17 protein-coding genes and 2 tRNA genes are annotated in these 21742 nt (G+C 34.0%); 13 read left to right on the top strand and 6 right to left on the bottom strand.

Annotation, left to right across the window (positions count from 1 at the left end):
* Positions 1 to 139 precede the first annotated feature (139 nt).
* The 7 genes from JOD96_RS20390 (at position 140) to serB (ending at position 4158) form a co-directional block, all read left to right on the top strand.
* Positions 140 to 547 (top strand): VOC family protein, encoded by a 408-nt coding sequence (locus tag JOD96_RS20390; RefSeq protein WP_209566064.1) that lies wholly within the window; start codon positions 140 to 142, stop codon positions 545 to 547.
* Positions 547 to 954, top strand: coding sequence for an SRPBCC domain-containing protein (locus tag JOD96_RS20385; protein ID WP_245188463.1), 408 nt, complete (start codon positions 547 to 549; stop codon positions 952 to 954). The genes JOD96_RS20390 and JOD96_RS20385 overlap by 1 nt, the downstream gene beginning before the upstream one ends.
* Positions 955 to 996: 42 nt before the next feature.
* The gene (locus tag JOD96_RS20380; RefSeq protein ID WP_209566062.1) at positions 997 to 1404 is read left to right on the top strand and encodes an SRPBCC family protein; all 408 of its coding nucleotides are present in this window, start codon (positions 997 to 999) and stop codon (positions 1402 to 1404) included.
* Positions 1405 to 1415: 11 nt separating this feature from the next.
* Positions 1416 to 1826 (top strand): VOC family protein, encoded by a 411-nt coding sequence (locus tag JOD96_RS20375; RefSeq protein ID WP_209566060.1) that lies wholly within the window; start codon positions 1416 to 1418, stop codon positions 1824 to 1826.
* A gap of 1 nt (position 1827) precedes the next feature.
* The gene (locus JOD96_RS20370) at positions 1828 to 2265 is read left to right on the top strand and encodes an SRPBCC domain-containing protein (protein WP_209566059.1); all 438 of its coding nucleotides are present in this window, start codon (positions 1828 to 1830) and stop codon (positions 2263 to 2265) included.
* Between the two features lie 11 nt (positions 2266 to 2276).
* The gene (locus JOD96_RS20365; RefSeq protein ID WP_209566058.1) at positions 2277 to 2711 is read left to right on the top strand and encodes a VOC family protein; all 435 of its coding nucleotides are present in this window, start codon (positions 2277 to 2279) and stop codon (positions 2709 to 2711) included.
* Between the two features lie 217 nt (positions 2712 to 2928).
* Positions 2929 to 4158 carry a phosphoserine phosphatase SerB gene (gene serB, locus JOD96_RS20360; protein ID WP_209566056.1) on the top strand — a complete coding sequence of 410 codons (1230 nt, stop codon included), beginning with the start codon at positions 2929 to 2931 and terminating at the stop codon, positions 4156 to 4158.
* Positions 4159 to 4363: 205 nt separating this feature from the next.
* Here serB and JOD96_RS20355 read toward each other — a convergent pair whose 3' ends face one another.
* Entirely contained in the window at positions 4364 to 5887 is a 1524-nt protein-coding gene (locus tag JOD96_RS20355; protein WP_209566055.1) for a GH3 auxin-responsive promoter family protein, read from the bottom strand.
* 223 nt (positions 5888 to 6110) lie between these two features.
* Here JOD96_RS20355 and JOD96_RS20350 point away from each other — a divergent pair, with 223 nt between their 5' ends.
* Both JOD96_RS20350 and JOD96_RS20345 read left to right on the top strand, forming a co-directional pair.
* Positions 6111 to 6905: a DUF2797 domain-containing protein gene (locus JOD96_RS20350; RefSeq protein ID WP_209566054.1), complete on the top strand. Its 795-nt coding sequence runs from the start codon at positions 6111 to 6113 to the stop codon at positions 6903 to 6905.
* Between the two features lie 238 nt (positions 6906 to 7143).
* Positions 7144 to 8184 carry a glycosyltransferase family 9 protein gene (locus JOD96_RS20345; RefSeq protein ID WP_245188462.1) on the top strand — a complete coding sequence of 347 codons (1041 nt, stop codon included), beginning with the start codon at positions 7144 to 7146 and terminating at the stop codon, positions 8182 to 8184.
* Between the two features lie 69 nt (positions 8185 to 8253).
* On the opposite strand, the gene JOD96_RS20340 is transcribed toward JOD96_RS20345, so the two are convergent.
* Together JOD96_RS20340 and sppA are read right to left on the bottom strand one after the other, a co-directional pair.
* On the bottom strand, positions 8254 to 10854 hold the full coding sequence (locus JOD96_RS20340; RefSeq protein ID WP_209566052.1) for an AsmA-like C-terminal region-containing protein: 2601 nt from the start codon (positions 10852 to 10854) through the stop codon (positions 8254 to 8256).
* Positions 10855 to 11214: 360 nt separating this feature from the next.
* Positions 11215 to 12972 (bottom strand): signal peptide peptidase SppA, encoded by a 1758-nt coding sequence (sppA, locus tag JOD96_RS20335; protein WP_209566051.1) that lies wholly within the window; start codon positions 12970 to 12972, stop codon positions 11215 to 11217.
* 135 nt (positions 12973 to 13107) lie between these two features.
* On the opposite strand from sppA, the gene folK reads away from it, so the two are divergent.
* Positions 13108 to 14238, top strand: coding sequence for a 2-amino-4-hydroxy-6-hydroxymethyldihydropteridine diphosphokinase (gene folK / locus JOD96_RS20330; RefSeq protein WP_209566050.1), 1131 nt, complete (start codon positions 13108 to 13110; stop codon positions 14236 to 14238).
* A gap of 109 nt (positions 14239 to 14347) precedes the next feature.
* Here folK and JOD96_RS20325 read toward each other — a convergent pair whose 3' ends face one another.
* The 3 genes from JOD96_RS20325 to JOD96_RS20315 form a co-directional block, all read right to left on the bottom strand.
* Positions 14348 to 17230 (bottom strand): T9SS type B sorting domain-containing protein, encoded by a 2883-nt coding sequence (locus tag JOD96_RS20325; protein ID WP_245188461.1) that lies wholly within the window; start codon positions 17228 to 17230, stop codon positions 14348 to 14350.
* A 113-nt stretch (positions 17231 to 17343) separates the two neighbouring features.
* A complete protein-coding gene (locus JOD96_RS20320; RefSeq protein WP_209566049.1) occupies positions 17344 to 17880 on the bottom strand; it encodes an RNA methyltransferase in 537 nt (178 codons plus the stop codon).
* A 76-nt stretch (positions 17881 to 17956) separates the two neighbouring features.
* A complete protein-coding gene (locus JOD96_RS20315) occupies positions 17957 to 18397 on the bottom strand; it encodes a DUF1573 domain-containing protein (protein ID WP_209566048.1) in 441 nt (146 codons plus the stop codon).
* 155 nt (positions 18398 to 18552) lie between these two features.
* Here JOD96_RS20315 and mutS point away from each other — a divergent pair, with 155 nt between their 5' ends.
* The 3 genes from mutS to JOD96_RS20300 all read left to right on the top strand — a co-directional run bounded on the left by mutS (position 18553) and on the right by JOD96_RS20300 (position 21560).
* Complete coding sequence (gene mutS / locus JOD96_RS20310) at positions 18553 to 21159, top strand: DNA mismatch repair protein MutS (protein ID WP_209566047.1); 2607 nt, start codon at positions 18553 to 18555, stop codon at positions 21157 to 21159.
* A gap of 159 nt (positions 21160 to 21318) precedes the next feature.
* Positions 21319 to 21391 (top strand) — tRNA-Gly (locus JOD96_RS20305).
* Between the two features lie 83 nt (positions 21392 to 21474).
* Positions 21475 to 21560: transfer RNA gene (locus tag JOD96_RS20300), tRNA-Leu, on the top strand.
* Positions 21561 to 21742 lie beyond the last annotated feature (182 nt).

Raw genomic sequence — 21742 nt, 5'->3', positions numbered from 1 at the left:
CGTTTTGGTTTTTGGAAAAATTAACTTCTTACAAAAATAGATAATTTGTCTTAAATGACCCTAAAAATGACTTTTATTGTAGTATTATCAATTGTTTAAAATTTTACATTTGTTTTAAATAATTTGTAATTTTATAAATATGAAAACAAAAATTTTCTTAAATCTTGCCGTAAAAGATTTAAAACGATCAATTGCTTTTTTTACTGAATTGGGTTTTTCATTCAATCAAAAGTTTACTAATGATAAAGGAACTTGTTTAATAATTGGCGAAGATATTAACGTAATGCTTTTGGTTGAAGAATTTTACCAAACATTTACAGATAAGAAAATTTGCGATACCGCTACAACCAGCGAAGTCCTTATTTCTATTTCTGTAGAAACACGCCAGCAAGTAGATGAAATGATCGAAAAAGCTGTTAAGGCAGGCGGAGCCAATTACAGAGAAGCACAAGATTATGGATGGATGTACCAAAGAACCTTTCTTGATCCAGACGGACATCACTGGGAAATCTTTTGTATGGATGAAAGCCAGATACCAAGTATGTAATGATGATTTCGGTACAAACTATAATTAACGCATCAATTGATAAAGTCTGGGAATTATGGACATCTCCGGAGCATATTGTAAAGTGGAATGCTCCTGATGAAAACTGGCATACGTCACATGCAGAAAATGATCTAAAAGTTGAAGGCAAATTTAAATTTGTAATGATTTCAAAAGAGCAAAATTCAGGTTTTGACTTTGAAGGAATATATACTAAAATTCAAAAAAATAAAGTTATAGAATATAAGTTAGAAGATAAAAGAACAGCAAGCGTTCATTTTGAAGCATACGGTAATACAGTAGAAATCACCGAAACCTTTGAACCTCAGAAAGAAGATTCAGAAAGTATGCAGAAAGCATGGTGCCAGGCTGTTATAGATAACTTTAAACAGTACGCCGAACATTTTTAGAAATAAGATAAATAGAAAAATCAATTTTTAACCGATAAAATAATGATAACAGTACAAACTACAATCAATGCATCAATAAACAAAGTTTGGGAATCTTGGAACAAACCTGAGCATATCAAAAATTGGGCTTTTGCATCGCCGGACTGGCATGCTCCTAATGCTGAAAATGATTTAAGAACAGGCGGGAAATTCTCTACAACTATGGCTGCAAAAGATGGCAGTATGAGTTTTGATTTTTGGGGCGAATATACGTTGGTAAAAGAAAATGAAGCTATAAATTATGTAATGGGCGACGGAAGAAATGCAGAAATTACTTTTAAGGAAACTCCAGACGGCGTAGAAATTACAGAAAGCTTTGACCCCGAAACACAAAATCCGGAAGAGATGCAGCGTGGTGGGTGGCAGGCTATTTTGGACAATTTTAAAAAATATGTAGAAAGTATAACTTAATATAAGAAACTATGACAAAACAAATTTGGTTGAATTTGCCTGTAAAAAATGTAGCAAAAGCAAAAGACTTTTTCTGGAAAATTGGTTTTTCTTTTAATCAACAACACGACACACCAACTTCTACTTGTATGTTGGTTGGTGAGGGGCACTTTGTGGTAATGCTGTTTGAAGAAACTTTGTTTGAAAGTTTCTCTCAAAATAAAATTACAGATACACAATCAAGTTCAGAAATTCTGATTTCGATTGATGCTGAAAGCAGAGAAGAAGTTGATGAATTAATAGAAAAAGTAAAAGCTGCCGGTGGAAATGTTTTTGCTCCTCCTGCCGAAAGTCAGGGCTGGATGTATGGAGCTGCTTTTGCCGATCTTGACGGGCATCGCTGGAATGTTTTGTACATGGATCTTAGCAAAATCCCTCAATAATATGGAAACACTAGAATTTAAAATCAGGATTAAGGCTCCGGTAGAAAAAGTATGGTCTGTTTTATGGAATGATGATACTTATAAAACATGGACAGGAGTTTTTTGTGAAGGTTCGTATGCAGTCAGTGACTGGAACGAAGGAGATAAAATACATTTTATGTCTCCTGGCGGAGAAGGAATGAACAGTGTAATTGAAACTAAAATTCCTAATGAATATATGGCATTTAAGCACATAGGTGAAATGAAAGATTTCAAAGAAGTACCTCTTAATGAAGAAACCAAAAAGTGGAGCGGTGCTATGGAAACATACCGTTTAACCGCCGATGACGAATTTACTGATTTGGTTGTACAAGTTGATGTAATAGAAAAACACCTCGATTATTTTAAAGAGGTTTTCCCAAAAGCACTGGAAAGTATAAAAGAACTATCAGAAAAATAAAAATAAAATATATGGCAACAGTAAACCCTTATTTAATGTTTAACGGAAATTGTGAAGAAGCATTTCTGTTTTATAAATCAGTTTTTGGCGGAGAATTTCCGTACATCGGAAAATTTAAAGAGGCGCCCGCAGAAGAAGGTGGTGAAGAACTTTCTGAAGAAGATGCAAACAGAATTATGCACGTTTCACTGCCAATTGGAAATACCATTTTGATGGGAAGCGATAGTCATCCGAAATATGGAGATGTGGTTTTTGGCAGTAATTTTCAGATTTCTATAAACGTTGAAAGTACCGAAGAAGCAGATAGGATTTTTAACGAACTTTCGGCAGAAGGAAAAATTTTTATGCCAATGGATAAAACATTTTGGGGATCTTACTTTGGGATGTTTCAGGATAAATTTGGCATAAGCTGGATGGTTAATTTTGATGAAAATCCGGCTAAATAATTTTTTATCATAAATTCACAAATTTTAAATCAATAACTCGTGAATCTATAGTATTAGAAAAACAAAAGTTATGTTATTCTAATACTGAAACATAATTGTTAAATTATTTTAAAAAGCACATTCTTATGTGCTTTTTGCATTTAAAAAAACAAAGATTATTCTTTTTTATCATCAATAGATTGCCGATTTTTGTCGCTTCTTAATCAATAAAGAAAAAATGGCAACAGAAGATAAAGAGATTATTTTATTAAAAGTTTCAGGTCACGATAAACCCGGAGTTACAGCAGGTTTAACAGCAGTTTTGGCAACCTATGATGCCGATATTTTAGATATAGGCCAGGCCGATATTCACGATACGCTCTCTTTAGGTATTTTATTTGAAATCAAAGCAGGCTCATCTTCCGCACCAGTGTTAAAAGATTTATTGTTTAAAGCTTATGAACTCGAAGTAAAAGTTAAGTTTACTCCCGTTTCTGTTGATGATTATGAAACATGGGTTAAATCACAATCCAAACAACGATATATTATTAATATTCTGGGCGAAAAACTGGCAGCTTCACAATTGGCTGCAGTAACTAAAATATTATCTGATCAGAATCTCAATATCGACTCAATAATAAGACTGACAGGAAGAACTTCTATTATAGAAAAAGAAGATAATCCGCGCTCTTGCATACAATTATCAGTAACCGGAGAAATCGTAAACAAGATTGTCATGACAGCTAGTTTTATGCAGATTTCACGAACTCTTGATGTAGATATTTCTTTTCAGGAAGACAACATTTACAGAAGAAACCGACGTCTGGTATGCTTTGACATGGATTCGACATTAATTCAGGCAGAGGTAATAGACGAATTAGCTGAGCTGAATGGAGTAGGTGATCAGGTAAGAGCAATAACAGAATTGGCCATGAATGGTGAAATTGATTTCAACGAAAGTTTCAAACAGCGTATGGCTTTGTTAGAAGGTCTTAGTGAAGAAGTTTTAAGATCAGTTGCCGAGAAATTGCCAATTACAAAAGGAGCACATCGTCTGATGAAAGCCTTAAAATACTATGGATATAAAACTGCAATTCTTTCAGGAGGATTTACCTATTTTGGAGAATACCTGCAAAAAGAGCTGGGCATAGATTATGTTCATGCCAATGAACTAGAAATAAAAGACGGAAGATTGACCGGTAAATATATAGGCGATATTGTTAACGGACAGAAGAAAGCAGAACACTTAAAAGCCATTGCAGAAAAAGAAGGTATCCACATCAATCAGACCATCGCCGTTGGTGACGGGGCAAATGATTTGCCGATGCTAAATTTAGCCGGGCTTGGAATTGCTTTTCATGCCAAACAAACAGTAAAAGAAAGTGCCTCGACTTCAATTTCAAGTTTAGGTCTTGACGGTGTTTTATATTTATTAGGATATCACGACAGATATATTGATATGATGTAAGCCTACAATCGAAATAAAAAGCAAAAACCTTAGCTCTTCAATAAAGACTAAGGTTTTTTTATGGGCATGTCCCTCCGGGCCGGGCTATCCGTTTCAATCTTTTTGCCCGCCGCGGCGGACAAAAAGGATTTTCACTTCTATCCCTCATGCGATTTAGTGGAATTAGCGTTTTTAATTTCATTTAGCAACAAATAAATTCATGAAATTAGTGTTTAAGCACACACATCTCCTTCAATTGCTCCAAATAATCTCTCTCATTCGAAAGTCTCGGAATCTTATGCTGCCCGCCAAGTTTATCTCTTTCTTTAAGCCAATCGTAGAATAAATTTTCACGAGCAACATTAATCACCAAAGGATTTAATGTCATATTATTGTAGCGTTTGGCTTCATAATCAGAATTTAAAGACTGAAGCGTTTCATCCAGAATTTTTTGAAAAAGTCCAACATCAGCAGGATGTTTCTTAAATTCAATCATCCATTCGTGTGCACCTTTTTCCTTGTCTTGCATAAAAATGGGAGCAACGGTATAATCTATAACTTCGGTTTGAGTAAGCTGACATGCTTTTGCAATTGCCTGATCGGTATTTTCGACCATTAATTCTTCGCCAAAAACATTGATATGATGCTTAGTTCGGCCTGTAACACGAATTCTGTATGGATTCAAACAAGTAAAACGAACAGTATCACCAATTAGATAACGCCATAAACCAGAATTGGTTGTAATTACAATTGCATAATTTTTATTCAATTCAACATCGGCAAGAGGAATTGCTTTTTGATTTAAGGTTCCAAAAGTATCCATCGGAATAAACTCATAAAAAATTCCGTAATCCAGCATCAGTAATAAATCACTTGAATTATTTAAGTCCTGAATAGCAAAAAAGCCTTCAGAAGCATTGTATATTTCGTAGTATTTAAAATCGCTGCTTGGTAAAATTTTCTTGTATTGTTCTTTATAAGGAGAAAAACTTACACCTCCGTGAAAATAAACTTCAAGGTTTGGCCAGATTTCCAATAAATTTTGTTTTCCCGTATCTTCAAGAACTTTATTCATTAAAACCAGCATCCATGAAGGAACTCCTGCAAAACTGGTTACATTTTCGTTTTTCGTTTCATTGATAATCGCAGCGATTTTGGTTTCCCATTCGCTCATTAAAGATGTTTTGCTGCTTGGTGTACTGCTGAATTCTGCCCAGATCGGCATATTTTCAATCAAAATTGCAGAAAGGTCACCAAAGAAAGTATTGTTGTTTTCGTAAATTTGAGAACTTCCGCCTAAGCGAAGACTTTTCCCCAAAAACAATTCAGAATCTTCATTATTGTTCAGGTACAAACAAAGTAAATCCTTACTTCCTTTATAATGACAGTCTTCCAGAGCTTCATTACTTACCGGAATAAATTTACTTTTAGCATTCGTCGTTCCGCTCGATTTGGCAAACCATTTAATTGGAGTTTCCCAAAAAACATTCTGCTCTCCCTGACGCGTACGCTCTATTAAAGGCTGCAGTTCTTCATAAGTTGCAATAGGCACCCTTTTAGCAAAAGTCTGATAAGAGTTTATCGACGAAAATTCATATTTTTTTCCAATTATTGTATTTTCAGAAGCTGTCAATAAGTTATGCAACAATTCTTCCTGAACTTCATTCGGATATTTTAGAAAGAGCTCTATTTGGTGAATCCTTTGTTTAAGAACCCAGGATGCAAACGAGTTTATTATTGATAGGGGCATGGAAATTTTTGGATTTAGATTTTAGATTTTGCAAAAAAGGCAAAAATTTAAAATTTGAATATCGATATACAAATACTAACTTTGTCGTTATATCAAAAATAGTGTTTTTTTGTAAAATACAATTTATTTACGGAAAAGATTACATTTCAAAATTTCAACTTCGATAAAAATTCTGACATTTAGTTATCAATCTAAAGTCTAAAAATAACAACCAAATTATCAAATGCAATATCAAGGCGTACTTACAAAAATGCAAACAGAGATCGGAAACCCAATTCAGTATTATTTGGTTTTTGAAGACAGTTTTCTTAATATGAATCAATTATTGAATAAAGATATTGAGATTAATTTTGCAGGTTATCAATGCCTGAATTGTAGTAAAAAGAAAAAAATTTTCAGACAAGGTTTTTGTTATGATTGCTTCTATTCGAGTCCTGCAGTCGGTGATTGGATTATGAGACCCGAGTTAAGTACGGCACATTTAGGAATTGCAGACCGTGATTTAGAATACGAACAAAAAGTACAACTACAGCCACACGTGGTTTATTTGGCTGTAGCCAGTGAAATAAAAGTGGGTGTTACCCGTAAAACGCAGGTGCCAACACGTTGGATTGATCAGGGGGCCAGTCAGGCAATTGCTGTTGTTGAGGTTCCGAACCGTTATTTGGCAGGAGTTGCAGAAGTTGCTTTAAAAAGTCATTATACGGATAAAACCAATTGGAGAAAAATGCTTCAAAGCGATTCACAAACTTTTGATTTAATTCAGGAAAAAGCCAAAATTGAAGCCCTGATTCCAGAAGAGGTTCGTGAACATTTTTATAGCGAGAAAAATGATGTTTACGAACTAAAGTATCCTGTTTTAAGTTTTCCCGCAAAAGTAGCAAGCCTTAATTTAGATAAAACTCCGTCTTATAATGGAAAACTAACCGGAATTAAAGGCCAATACCTGATATTTGAAGACGGAACTGTTTTTAATGTTAGAGGATCTGAAGGCTATTTGGTCACTATTGATGTGTAATTGTACACTAATTTGCGTTCATTTTATTAACTTTTAAGCTTACCAATTGTATCAGAGGTGTGAATAATGAAAAATCTGATTACAATTTTATAATAATTGCTTATTGATAAGAATATAATTTTAGAAAATTAAACTGCTTAATTTGAGTGTGTTAAGAATAGCAGTAGTTTTTCAAATAAATTATATTATTTTATAGATGAGCATTTTAAACAAAATTAACGTCTTTAGGCGGGGCTTAATGCGTAACCTTACTAAGAATATCGGTAAACCAAAAACCGATACGGGTATTTTTTTGGTAGACAAAAATGATATCAAAAGAGTTCTAATTTGCAGACCCAATGCACGGCTTGGTAATCTTTTGCTCATTACGCCTCTTGTTCAGGAAGTTGCCGAAACATTTCCAAATTGTAAAATCGATTTGTTTGTAAAAGGGCCACTGGCGCCAATTATTTTCGAAAACTACGATCAGGTTTATAAAACCATTCATCTTCCCAAAAAACCTTTTAAAAATTTACTCGAATATATAAAGGTTTGGGTTTCTATAAGACAACAGCCTTACGACATGGCCATCAACGTCGATCAGAATTCTTCATCAGGACGATTAGCTGTTCGTTTTTCTAAAGCAAAATATAAATTTTACGGTGATTTAAGCGATCCGTCCCTTCAGACAAAAAGTGACTATGATCATATTGCAAAATATCCAATTTACAACTTCAGGAATTATTTGACTAAACTGGGTGTTGCAAAAAGTAATAAAATAATTGCTCCGTTAGATCTTAAATTATCTCCATACGAACTATCCGACGGAAAAAAGAAACTGGAAAGATTGATCGGTGATAATTCAAAAAGAACAATTTGCTTATTTACTTATGCCACAGGAACAAAATGTTTGTCAGAATTATGGTGGGAAGATTTTCATGATGCAATAAAAAAACAATATCAAAACTATAACATAATTGAAGTCTTACCAATAGAAAATGTGTCGCAAATTGCTTTTCAGGTACCCACATTTTATAGTAAAGATATTCGGGAAATAGGATCATTAATAGCACATACAGATGTGTTTATTGGCGCCGACAGCGGAATGATGCATTTGGCCAGTTCTGTTCAGACCCCAACTGTAGGTTTGTTTTCTGTTTCAGATCAAAAAAAATACGAGCCTTATGATAACTGCAGTATTGGGGTTAATATCATTGAAAGTTCTAAGAATGATTATTTTAAAATACTGGATAATATTTTAAATAACGGAAAGCTGAAGATGTACTCAGATGCTGGTTAAAAAAGTTGTTAAGCAAAAAAGGTCAATCTCTCGATTGACCTTTTTTTTCTACTATTTATTTGTAAGTACTTATTTTTTCTTTTTAAACAAACCATTCAACAAGTCACTTGCTTTTTTTGTAGCTTCCTGAGTTTTTTGTTCTTTTTCAGTAGCAGCAGCTTTTGTTGTATCTTTTGCTTTTGTGTTTTTGTTAATCAGATCAGTTAGGGCAGATGCTCCTTTTTGAGTTAACTTCTCTTTTTGCTGATTAACCAATTGTGTTGTCAGGCTGCTTACGGCACTTTTCATATCAGTAGATATTTTCGGATTAGAAAAATTACCTGTAATCATTGCATTTACCGGAATATTGTCCAGTTTTGCAGCATCAGCAGGAGACATTTTAGCAATTAATGCGTTCGCTTCTGTTCCTAAGTATTTAGCCGGTACATCTAATTTTAAGTTGTAATTCATTGATTGATCAAAACCGTGAGTTCCGCCAACAGTAACTTTGATATCCTGATATTTAATATCAAATGGTTTTACATTTACTTTTCCGTTATCAAAAGACAATGCCATTTTTAAGTCATTTAAGTTCAGTTTGCTCGGATCAAGGAATTTAATGTTTGAAGTAAGCGAATTCAATACAGTAGAATTTTTAGCGTTTACTGTAGTCGAAAGTAATTGTCCCAGTAAATCCCCCGAAATTGATTTTAAATCCGGCGTTAATTCATTTGCATCAAGATTTCCATTCAGTTTAATAGTCGAATTTAATTTTCCGTTGATGATTCCTGCCAATGGAGCAATTTTTTTCATCATGTCCAATTGAGTGAAAGTCTGTGCAATATCAACCTGATTGAATCCTAAATTCATATTAAATGTAGGCACTTTTTCTTTTGTAGAAACCGTTCCGTTTAAGCCGATTGATCCTCCAAAAATAGAAGTTTTAAAATTTTCTAAAGTTGCTTTTTCATCTTTGATAATTAGTCTTCCGGCAACATCTTTTAGTTTTAAGTTGTCGTATAAAACAGTATTGGCTTTTGCATTTAAAGTACAATTTAAAAATGCTGGTATTTTCATAGCTTCAGCTGGTTTAGCCGGAGTTTTTGTCTCTGTTTTCGCAGGCTCGCCCGAAGTCATAAAATCATCTACAGCCAATTGGTTTGAACTCATGTTGAAATTTCCTTTAAGTTCCTGTTTTTTGAACATGAAACCGTAGAAATTCTCCAAAACTCCATTAATGCTGATATCACTTTTTCCTGTAGTAGCATCAAATTGTTTAAGGTTGATTCTGCTTGGATTAAATTCAACCAAAGCAGTGCTTATGTTCATTGACTTATTGTTTTCATCAGTATATTTAAATCCTGATAAACTCATTGTTCCGGCATTTTTGATGTTTTGATACTGGCTCTTTTCTACAGATGCCATATCAAAATTTGTAGTTACATCTGCTTTTAAAATACCAGCCAAAGGTTTGTCAAGCTTAATAGGATATGCTTTTGAAAGGTTCGCCAGGTTAATAGTTCCTTTTAGGGCAGCGTCAACAATTGGGTTTACGGTAATATTTTTCACATTTGCCTTAGCACTGAAAACATCCTGGTCAATTCTAAACGACAATTTGTCCAAATTAACATAGGTATCGTTTAAGATACCGGTTTCATTAATGATTTTAGTATCAATTACAATATTCTGAACTGATTTTGGTAAGTTTGGATATTGAAAAGAAGCATTGTTCGAAGCAATTGCAATATTGAATTTTGGTACCGTTTTATCCGTTAATTCTCCTTTGGCAAAACCAGCTACAGTAAAATCCCCGGTCGTTTTTACACCTTCCAGACCAGAAGAATAAGCCGAAGGAATCAAACCTAAGAAATTGGTAAACGATGAAGTTGGCGTTTTAAATTTCAAGTCATAAATCTGACCGGCTTCAACCATCTGAATAAATCCGTCAAATTCTAAAGGCAATTGGTTAATCAAAGCCTTATTTTCTTTAAAAGTATATTTACTTTTTTCTAAATCAATTCCAAGAACAGCATCTAAAGTTAATTTTATATTTTTCATATAATTAACCTTGTCCATGTCTAATGAAACGTTAGCCGTAGTTTTTGTGTTTAAATCAAGTTTAGAATTAGTAAAATCCCCAGTTCCTTCATGATTAAGGCTGTCAATAACCATTTTAATCTTAGAACCCTGATCGATATATCTAAAAGTAAAGTTTTCAATTTTGTAGTTCTGAATTTTTAAGGCCAGTGGTTTGCCGGCTTCTTCTTTTTCTGTCTTTTCCTTGTCTTTTAGTGCAATGTCAAAGTTTCCCACACCATCTTTATTAAAGATGATATTAATCAGACCATTTTCAGAGCTGATGCCTTCAATGTTTAAAGGCTCGTCTTTTCCTTTAAAAAGTTCTTTAATGCTCATTTTTAAATCTAACTTTCCTAACGAAACCAAAGTATCGCCTTCAAATGGTGCTTTGTTGATAATTACTAATTTATCAATTCCGACAGAAGCATTTGGAAAGTTTTTGAACAAACTTAAGTCAGCATCTGCAAAACTCACTTTTGCATCTACACTTTCATTAATAGCTTCTGAGATTTTCGCCTTTATCTGATCCTTAAAAAAATAAGGGATAGCGAATAACGCTGCAATAAATACAACAAAAACAATTGCTGTAATTTTTAGAATTTTTTTTAACATAATTAATTTATAGATTTGAGATTTTAAGGTTTTTTAATTTTTTTTTTGGGTGTATTATTCTTGCAAAAATATGCTTTTATAATTCAGTTTATTTCAAATTTTTCATAAAAAAACAATAGCCTGCCATATATCGAATTTCGATTAAGGCAAGCTATCAAAAAAAAATAAATTAATTTTATATATTTTTAAAACTTTATGAAAAGTATGGTTTTGATTTTTATTAAGGCGCTGTAATTTTCTGCTAAAATAGAAAACACAACACGTTAATGATGTTAAGTAGAAATTAACTTTGGGTTAATAAAAACAAAAAAATCCGTTTGAGAATACCCAAACGGACCTGATTATGTTTTTCAGTTGTTTTTATCTAATATTTATACCAAAAGGTAACATCGCCTGCACACCTTTTTGTTTCTGAAGCCTTTTTACCTGTTCAATAATAAGGTAATTTTCTTCTCCGATTTCTTCTTTTATAAAAGCTTCCTTAGATTTTGCAAAAGGTAAACCAGACAATAATTCATTAAAAGATTTTTCGTATTCAGGATAATTTTGTGTGCTGTATGATTTTATTTTAGCAATTCTGGCTGCTTCTGCTATTGCATCATCCAAACCGCCAATTTTATCCACAAGGCCAATTTTTACAGCTTCAGACCCAGACCAGACTCTTCCTTGTGCAATAGCGTCAACTTGTGCAAAAGTCATTTTTCTGCCTTCAGCAACATGTGTTACAAAAGTTTTGTAAATGTTTTCTACACTTTCTAAAGTAAAAGCTTTGAATTTTTCATCAATAGGTACAAAAGGGCTATAATTTGCCGAATTTTCGTGTGTTTCAACTTGTTCGGTATTTATTCCTAGTTTATTTGCTAATGGAGTAAAGTTTGGTAAAATCCCAAAAACCCCAATTGAGCCTGTTATCGTATTACTTTCTGCAAAAATTTTGTCTGCATTGCAAGCGATATAATAACCGCCCGAAGCAGCATAATTTCCCATAGAAACCACAACCGGTTTAACTTTTTTGGTAACTTCTATTTCTCTCCAGATCAGGTCAGATGTCAGAGCGTTTCCACCCGGACTGTCAATTCTGAGAACAATAGCTTTTACATCTTCATTTTTTCTGGCTTCTTGCAGAGAGCGACGCATCGCACCTTCGCCAATTACTGTTACATCGCCTTCGCCACTCTCAATTTCGCCTTGAGCGTAAATAATCGCAATCTGGTCACTTGATGAGTTTGTCAGGGCAGTAGTGATATTGTTTTGCGTATAGTCTGAAATCGAAATTTTATTATAATCTTCATCATCAGCAACTTTTAATTCTTTTTTGATAGCGTTGTGATAAACATCTTCATAAGCAACAAAGTCAACCAAACGCTGTGCTTTTGCCATTTCGGGAGTTCTCGCCAGTAAGCCATTTGCAATTTCATTTATTTTTGCGACAGGAATATTTCGGCTTTTTGAAATGTCATTAGAAACAGTAGCCCAAATAGAATTTAAAAGTGCAGTAATTTGTTCTCTGTTGGCATCACTCATTTTATTTTCTAAAAATGGTTCAACGGCACTTTTATATTTTCCATGACGAATCACTTCCATATGAATGCCGGATTTGTCCTGAAAATCCTTAAAGAACATGATTTCAGACGAAAGTCCCTTAAAGTCTAAATCTCCTGCAGGATTTAGATAAATTTTATTAGCAACAGAATTTAAATAATATTCTTTTTGAGAATAAGCATTGGCGTATGCCCAGACAAATTTTCCGGATTTCTTGAATTCTTCAAGGGCATTTCTCAAGTCTTTATATTGCGCAAGGCCTAATGATGACTCATCGTTTAAGATTGAGATCCCTTTGATTTTATCGTCTTTTTCTGCGGCCTTAATTGCGTTGATTACATCGGTTAAACCAACTCCATTTGCTTCTGAAAAAGTCGTCACCCATGGATCTTTGTATTTTCCTGCATAGTCATTTTTGATTTTCTTTAAATCTAATTCTATAACAGAATCGGTTTTGACCGAAACAATATCTTCACCACCAAAAATAGTTCCGATAAGAATTACCCCAAAAAAGAACAACATAATAAATACAAAAATACCAATCACTGTGGCAACTACATTTCCTAGAAATTTCATAAATACATTTTTTATATAAGTAGCAAAAAGGACTAAAACGTTACAATTTTAATAAACAAGTTACGGATTAATCCAGATCTCCTTTCACAAATATATTGTTAATTCTAAAATAGTTTTAGTTAATTTGCATTTATTATGAAATCACAGCATCAGGTCGTTTTATCTATAGGCAGTAACGAAGGAGATCGGTTAAGAAACATCCAAAGTTGTATCGGGCTGATACATCAGGAAGTAGGAACCGTAATACAAGTTTCCAGGCTTTATGAAACTCCTGCATGGGGTTTTGAAAGTGATGCTTTTTATAATTGCGCGCTAACTCTTCACACTTCACTTTCTGCTCAAAAAATCCTGAACCAGGTTTTGAAAATAGAAAAACATTTAGGGCGGATCCGTACAAGTCAGCAAGGATATCAATCCCGAATCATAGATATAGATTTGATAATTTTTAATGATGAGATTATCAAATCAGACAAACTACAGATCCCGCATCCGTTAATGCAAGACAGAAAATTTGTTTTGTTGCCTGTACAGGATTTAAATCTGGACTGGAAACATCCTGTTTTTCAAAAGACAATAGCCGAATTAATAGCAATTACACCAGATGAGAGTATTTGTACTGTTGTTCAGGATTTGAAAAATCCGTTGCAGGAAATACCATTACAAAAGTTTAATTACATAGCTATTGAAGGAAATATCGGAGCTGGAAAAACGACACTGGCACATAAAATTGCAGACGATTTTAATGCTAAAACTGTTTTAGAACGCTTTGCAGACAATCCTTTTTTGCCGAAATTTTATAAAGACCAAAACAGATATGCTTTTCCCTTAGAAATGTCATTTTTGGCAGACCGTTATCAGCAATTGTCAGATGATCTCGCTCAGTTTGATTTGTTTAAAGATTTTATCGTAGCGGATTACCATATTTTTAAATCATTGATTTTTGCCAAAATCACACTGGCAGAAGATGAATATCGTTTGTACAGAAATTTATTTGATATCATTTATAAAGAAATGCAAAAGCCGGATTTGTATGTCTATTTATATCAAAATACAGAAAGACTACTAGAAAATATCAAACGACGCGGACGCACTTATGAGCAAAATATTTCGGCCGAATACCTTGATAAAATAAATAATGGTTATTTAGAATTCATAAAATCTCAAACAGATTTAAATGTTTTGATTATTGATGTTTCAGACCGCGACTTTGTAAAAAAACAGGAAGACTATCTTTTTATCTTAAATCAGATTCAGAAGAAAATTTAGGAATTGGATAATTAGAGAATGAGTCAATTAGATAATTGGCGTGATCATCATCTATAAAAATTATCTAATTGACTCATTATCTAAATTGACACATTATCTAATTTAAAAATTATCTCTTCAATGTAAAATGTCCTCTGAAGACTGGCATTGTATTGTCAATTTCCAATGCGTACCAATAATCAGAAGCGGGCAGAGGAAGCTTGTCAAAAGTGCCATCCCAACTCATTTTTCCAGAATTTAGTTGTGTCAGAAGTTTTCCGTACCGATCAAAAATTGTGACTTTTGCCTGTGGGTAATTCTCCATTCCCGTTACTTCCCAGACATCATTAAAGGTGTCATTATTAGGAGTGAAAAATGCCGGAAATACCAAAACAACAAAGTCTTGTGCAATTGTCCCACATCCACTTTTATCTCTCACATAAGCAGTTTGTAGCCCTCCCGGGACATCATAAAACACATTAGAATCCTGAAAATTAAAACCGTCAACAGAATATTCAAAATAATCGAGTTCGTTAGTGAGGTAAATGGTCACTTTTGTTCCGTTTACATTAATATTCTTTATTTGAGGTAATACATGTTCATTTACGATTATTGTTTTTTTGCTGGAACAACTTTCAGGATCCGGGCTCGTGACTTCTACAGTATAAGTTCCACCGCTGTTTACCTCTGTTGTCTGCGTCGTATCACCGTTAGACCACACATAACTCATGCCTGCAATTCCTGCGTCGAGTACAATTTTTTGCGACGGACATAAAATAACTGTTTCATCGGTAACCACAGGAGGCGTATAGATGATAACATCTATCGGGATTCGATTTGAATTCACACAGCTATTATTAGAGGCTTCTGCATAATAAGTAGTATTCGCTGTAATTGCAGGTGTAGAAAAACCAGTTCCCGTAAACAGACTTGTACCTCCAGTAGAAGCTGAGTACCAGTTTATAACCCCAATATTTGAGTTGGCTTCTAGGGTTACACTGCCTTCTCCACATCTTGATACGGTAGAAGCTACTGCTACAGGATCATTTGGTGTTATATTTACATTTGCAGTAATGGCTTTTCTTTTGCTCTCGCAGCCAGGATCTGCGTAATAAATAGTTGTGGCATTTAATGTGGGGGTAGTAAAACTGTTTCCGGTTGCCAGAGGAGCCCCGCCAGTAGATACATCATACCAGCTTATAGTTGTTCCGGGTGTTGAAGTAGCTGTGAGGATAAAACTGCCCGAATCACAAACCGGATTTGGTGTCTGCAGACTAATTTCCGGAATTGTTATTTTGGTACTGGCAGCAATTTGCAAAGGAACTTCTCCCGGCATCCCTCCATATTCTACAACAAAACCTTTTGGCTGATAATTATCTCCGGGTGTTAATGAACCGGTGTTGGATAAATCATTCCATGATCCTCTTATGCCGACACCTGGCTGCGTGATATGTGCATAATCTTCTTCTCCCAGGTTATTAGGCTCAGCGGAGTTCCAGAAAGTAAAATTCATAACGTTTCCTGCTTCAGGACCTGTAACCCATTTCCACAAGCCTTCTGTTTCGGCGTCACTTCCTCCGATCCATCCCGTTCCGGATGCCTGTTCGCCAATTAATTTGGCCTCATCAGCAGATAAAACAGTGGCCAGATAGCCTTTAAGTCCGTAATAGGTAGTTGCCTCAGCAGCAGTTTTGGCATTTGCCCAGGTAATACCTATACTTGGGACAAATAAATAAAAGTGCTGTGTTGAAGGTAAATAATTGGCTTGGCCAATTGTTATAGAAAAAGTTCTTGTTCCGAAAGCATTTACTGAAGAATTCGTAAATACAAGATTTTTTACTGCGGCCTCTATGTCTGAATATAATAAATCAATACCGGTCAGACTTGTCAAAGTCAGTTTTCCTGATGTGGTGTCCCAGCTTTCTTTTACATTTGGATGTAAGGCTGGATTTAAAAGTTTTAGTCTGTCAAAGCCAGAAGAATAGCCAGATGATATTTGGATATATGCTGCCTGTGTTCCTGTTTCGCCCGGGTCGTGTGATATAGAAAAAGCAGTAACAATATGAATGTTTTCTGTTGGACAATAGAATTGGTCTCCTGTAGCACTTATAACCGGCGGAAGTGTTGTACCCGCATTACATTTATTAGCATATACAGCAGAAGCATCTTTAAAAGTGGACCAGTTCGCATCTGCATAGGATTTACTATCAACCTCTATACATTTAAGATCCGGATTGAATTGCAAATCTAAAACTAACATATAATTCGTGATGCCGTTTTTTAAATTTAGAGAGGTTAACTTGTTATTGTTGCATTGAAATTTACTTAAGCTGGTGTTTTTGGAGATATCTAAACTTGTTAATAGATTTTCACCGCAAAGAAACATATTTAGTTTTAGATTGTTAGAAACATCCAAACTTGTTAATCGGTTATTGTAGCAAACAAATAATTCTAAATCAGGATTAAATGAAGTGTCTATAGTACCGATATTATTAAAGGTGCAGTAAAATGATTTTAAAAGAGGATTTTTAGTAACATCTATAGTGGTTAATGCATTGTAGCTGCATCCTAAATTTTTCAAAGATATATTATTTGAAATGTCTAAAGCATTTAAATTGTTAGTACTGCAATTTAAATCTTCAAGAGAGAAATTCTTTGAAATATTCAGACTATTTAGTTTGTTATCACTGCAATTAATGTATGTTAATTTTGAGTTATTAGAAAAATCTAATTTTTGTAAATTATTATTATTGCATATAATGAGTTCTAAGTCGGAGAAATCTTCAATTCCGGTTAAATCTGAAATGTTTGCATAACGAATTTCTAAACTTCTAATTGTAATTATGTCCGAAGTAAGAACCTGACCATCAATGACGCCGCTGTCAATATTCAAATCGATTAAAGCTTTTTCAAAATTTGGATCAGGAATAGAGGTATATTGAGCAAATCCGACAAAAGGAAAAAGCAGTAGAAAAAATAAATATTGTGGTTTTAGGAAATTGATAGTTTTCATTTTATAAAAGTATCAATTTCTTAATAATAAAAAAATATATTTATATTTCTAATATTTAAAAGCTTAAAATGATTTAAAAGCTATATTTTTTTGGTAAAAAATAGTATTAATTATTAGTTTGGCCAGTTTAATTTTTTAAACAAATCCCAAACAACAATTCCGGCACTTACAGAAATGTTTAGGGAATGTTTTGTCCCTAATTGCGGAATTTCAATGCATCCGTCACAAATTGCAACAGCATTCTGGGCAACACCATATACTTCGTTTCCGAAAATTAGTGCATATTTTTGATTTTTCTCTACTTTAAAATCCTGTAGAAAAACCGCACTTTCGACTTGTTCTATGGCAAGGGTTAATACATTGTCCTTTTTAAGATTTTCGATAACTTCCAATACATTTTCATGATGTTCCCAGGCAACAGTTTCAGTAGCGCCAAGTGCCGTTTTATGAATTTCCTTGTTGGGTGGAGTAGCTGTAATACCGCATAAAATTATTTTCTCAATCAAAAAAGCATCTGCGGTTCTAAATACAGAACCTATATTGTGCAAACTGCGAATATCGTCTAATACTAAAATCAGAGGCGTTTTTGCAGATTCCTTAAAATCCTCAATAGATTTTCTGTCTAATTCACTATTTTCAAGTTTTCTCATTTGGTCAAATTCAGGTCATAAAAAAAGCTTCCAAAGATAAGGAAGCCTTTTTAATTATTTTTTAGATCTTTTCAGATTAGCTTTTTACAGGATCTGGTAAAACAGTACCTTTTATTGTAAGTACTTTTGTTGGCTGTCCTTCAGCATTAGAAGTAACAGTTACAGTTTTAGTAAAAGCACCAACTCTGTCAGTAGCATATTTTACACCGATAATACCTTTGGCACCCGGAGCAATTGGCTCTTTTGGAGTTGTTGGCACAGTACAGCCACAAGATCCTTGTGTGTTAGTAATAATAAGCGGTTTAGTTCCATTGTTTACAAAAACAAACTCACGTTTTCCATCTGCATTATGAGCAATTGTTCCGTAATCAATTGTTTCAGTTTCAAAAGCCATTCCAGCTCCTTCAATTTTAGCAACTTTGGCAGCTTTAACAGTTTTAGCTTTTTTAGTGCTTTGAGCATTAGAAGCTGTAATTCCAACTACAGCTAACATAGCGAATAAAATTATTTTTTTCATCTTTATGAGTCTTTTTTAATAATGGACAAATCTATGTAAAATTCTTATATCTGAACTTAAAAATTTCTTAAAATATTTTAATTTTTGAAGCCTTCAATATTCCTTCAAAAAATCCTAAATTCGCTGTCATAAAATTTCATTTAAAATATAATAATTTGGCAGCGAAAGATAAAGTGGTAAAAGAAACACCCTTAATGAAACAGTACAACGAAATCAAGAGGAAATATCCTGATGCATGTCTGCTTTTCAGAGTAGGTGATTTTTATGAAACCTTTGGAGAAGATGCTATCAGGGCTTCTAAAATTCTTGGTATCACATTAACAAAAAGAGGGGCAGGTTCTGAAACCGAAACAGCCCTTGCCGGTTTTCCACATCATTCTGTTAATACCTATTTGCCAAAATTAGTTAAGGCCGGACTTCGTGTTGCTATCTGTGATCAGCTCGAAGATCCTAAAATGACCAAAACAATCGTAAAACGTGGTGTAACAGAATTGGTAACACCTGGAGTTTCTTTAAACGATGAAGTCCTGCAGTCAAAAACAAATAACTTTTTGGCATCTGTTTATTTTGCTAATAAAAATATAGGGGTTTCTTTTCTGGATGTTTCTACAGGAGAATTTTTAACCGCTCAGGGAAATGCAGAATACATTGATAAATTACTTCAGAATTTTAATCCAAGCGAGATTTTAGTTCCAAAGAATAATAAAAATGATTTTAAGGATGCTTTTGGAGAAGATTTTCATAGTTTTTATCTGGAAGACTGGATTTATAAGGAAGACTACGCATTAGAAACGCTGACAAAACATTTTCAAACCTCTTCCCTAAAAGGTTTTGGTATTGAAGAATTAAAGGAAGGTATTATTGCGTCAGGAGCGATTTTGTATTACTTATCAGAAACACAGCATAATCGTGTGCAGCACATTACGGCGATTCAGCGCATTGCAGAAGACGCTTACGTATGGATGGATCGTTTTACAATTCGAAATCTGGAGTTATACCACAGCTATAATCCAAATGCAGTAACGCTTTTAGATGTTATCGACAGGACGCTTTCGCCAATGGGCGGACGTTTACTCAAACGATGGCTGGCACTTCCTTTAAAAGATAGTAATAAGATAAAAGGCCGTCATGATGTCGTTTCATATCTAAAATCAAATGCTGAAGTTTTACAGAACATTCAATATCAAATCAAACAAATTTCTGATTTAGAACGTTTAATTTCCAAAATAGCAGCAGGAAAAGTTTCTCCTCGTGAAATTATTTATCTAAAAGAATCTCTGGATGCAATTATTCCGATTAAGACGCTGGCGCTGGAGAGCCCGCAGGAAGCTGTAAAAGTTATAGGAGATAGTTTGCATGCCTGTGATTTATTAAGAGAAAAAATCAAGGCCACCTTAAATCAGGATGCACCTGTTGCAATTTCAAAAGGAAATGCGATTGCAAAAGGAGTGAATGAAGAGCTGGATGATTTGCGTGCCATTTCTACTTCAGGAAAAGAATTTTTAGAAGGAATTGAAAAAAGAGAATCAGAAAGAACAGGAATCTCATCTTTAAAAATATCATTTAATAATGTATTCGGATATTATATAGAAGTCAGAAATACCCATAAGGATAAAGTTCCCGAAGAATGGATCCGAAAACAAACTTTAGTTAATGCAGAGCGTTATATAACAGAAGAATTAAAAGAATACGAGACCAAGATTTTAGGAGCAGAAGAGAAAATTTATAAAATTGAATCTGAGCTTTTTGAACAATTAGTGGCCTGGATTTCGACTTATATCAAGCCGGTTCAAATGAATGCTTATCTGATTGCACAATTAGACTGTTTGTGTTCATTTACTCAATTGGCAATCGAAAATCAATATGTGTGTCCTGAAATTGATAGTACTTTTGAACTTGAAATTAAAAACGGAAGGCATCCTGTAATTGAAAAACAATTGCCGGTCGGAACTCCTTATATCGCCAACGACGTTTTCTTAGACAGGGAAACGCAGCAAATCATTATGATTACAGGGCCAAACATGTCTGGTAAATCTGCTATTTTGAGACAAACAGCCTTAATTGTTTTATTGGCTCAAATGGGAAGTTTTGTTCCTGCGGACAGTGTTAGGATGGGAATTGTTGATAAGATTTTTACAAGAGTAGGAGCTTCGGATAATATTTCGATGGGAGAATCGACTTTTATGGTTGAGATGAATGAAACAGCTTCAATTTTGAATAATATCTCTGACAGAAGTTTAGTGCTGCTGGACGAAATTGGGAGAGGAACCAGTACATATGACGGAATCTCTATTGCATGGGCAATTGCCGAATTTCTGCACGAACATCCTTCAAAACCAAAAACGCTTTTTGCAACACATTATCATGAATTAAATGAAATGACTGAATTGCTTCCGAGAATTCAGAATTTTAATGTCGCAGTAAAAGAATTAAAAGATACTGTTTTGTTTGTTAGAAAACTTGTAAAAGGAGGAAGTGCACACAGTTTTGGAATTCATGTTGCTAAAATGGCCGGAATGCCGCAGCTTGTTATTTCAAAAGCACAAAAACTTTTGAAGAAACTGGAAAAAAACCATTCCAGCGATGCATTAAACGGAATTAAGTCTGCAAATGAAGAGATGCAAATGAGTTTCTTTAATCTTGACGATCCTTTATTAGAAGAAATAAAAGAAGAGATTTTAAGCCTGGATATTAATGCAATAACACCTGTTGAAGCTTTAATGAAGCTTAATGAAATTAAAAGAATGTTGGTAAAGAAATAATTTTAAAAATTTTGATATTTAAAGTTTGGGTTATCAGAATGTTATAAAATAAGTAAAATTTTTTTTCAAAAAAGGCTTGTGTAATTGAATAAATGTCCTAAATTTGCACTCGCAATACGGAACAAATCAGGTATTGTAGTTCTTTACAGAATTTGAAACGCGAAAATAGCTCAGTTGGTAGAGCGCGACCTTGCCAAGGTCGAGGTCGCGGGTTCGAGCCCCGTTTTTCGCTCAAAACCATATAATGCTCGGATGGTGTTGTGTTTAGTTAATTTTTTATAAAAATTAGCTAAAAAAACATTAAAAAGCTTAATTGCTCGGATGGTGAAATTGGTAGACACGCTGGACTTAAAATCCAGTGAACAGCAATGTTCGTGCGGGTTCAAGTCCCGCTCTGAGTACTAAAGCCTCTTCTTTTGAAGAGGCTTTTTTTATGGTGTAAGCTTAAAGTTTGAAAAGATAAATTTACGTAGTAAATTTATCTAAGAATCTAAGAATCTAAGAATCTAAGAATCTAAGAATCTAAGAATCTAAGAATCTAAGAATCTAAGAATCTAAGAATCTAAGAATCTAAGAATCTAAG

Source organism: Flavobacterium sp. 1355 (assembly GCF_017833415.1).
Taxonomy (GTDB): domain Bacteria; phylum Bacteroidota; class Bacteroidia; order Flavobacteriales; family Flavobacteriaceae; genus Flavobacterium.
Note: the sequence above shows the minus strand (reverse complement) of the source record. Positions and strands in the feature narration are given on the sequence as shown.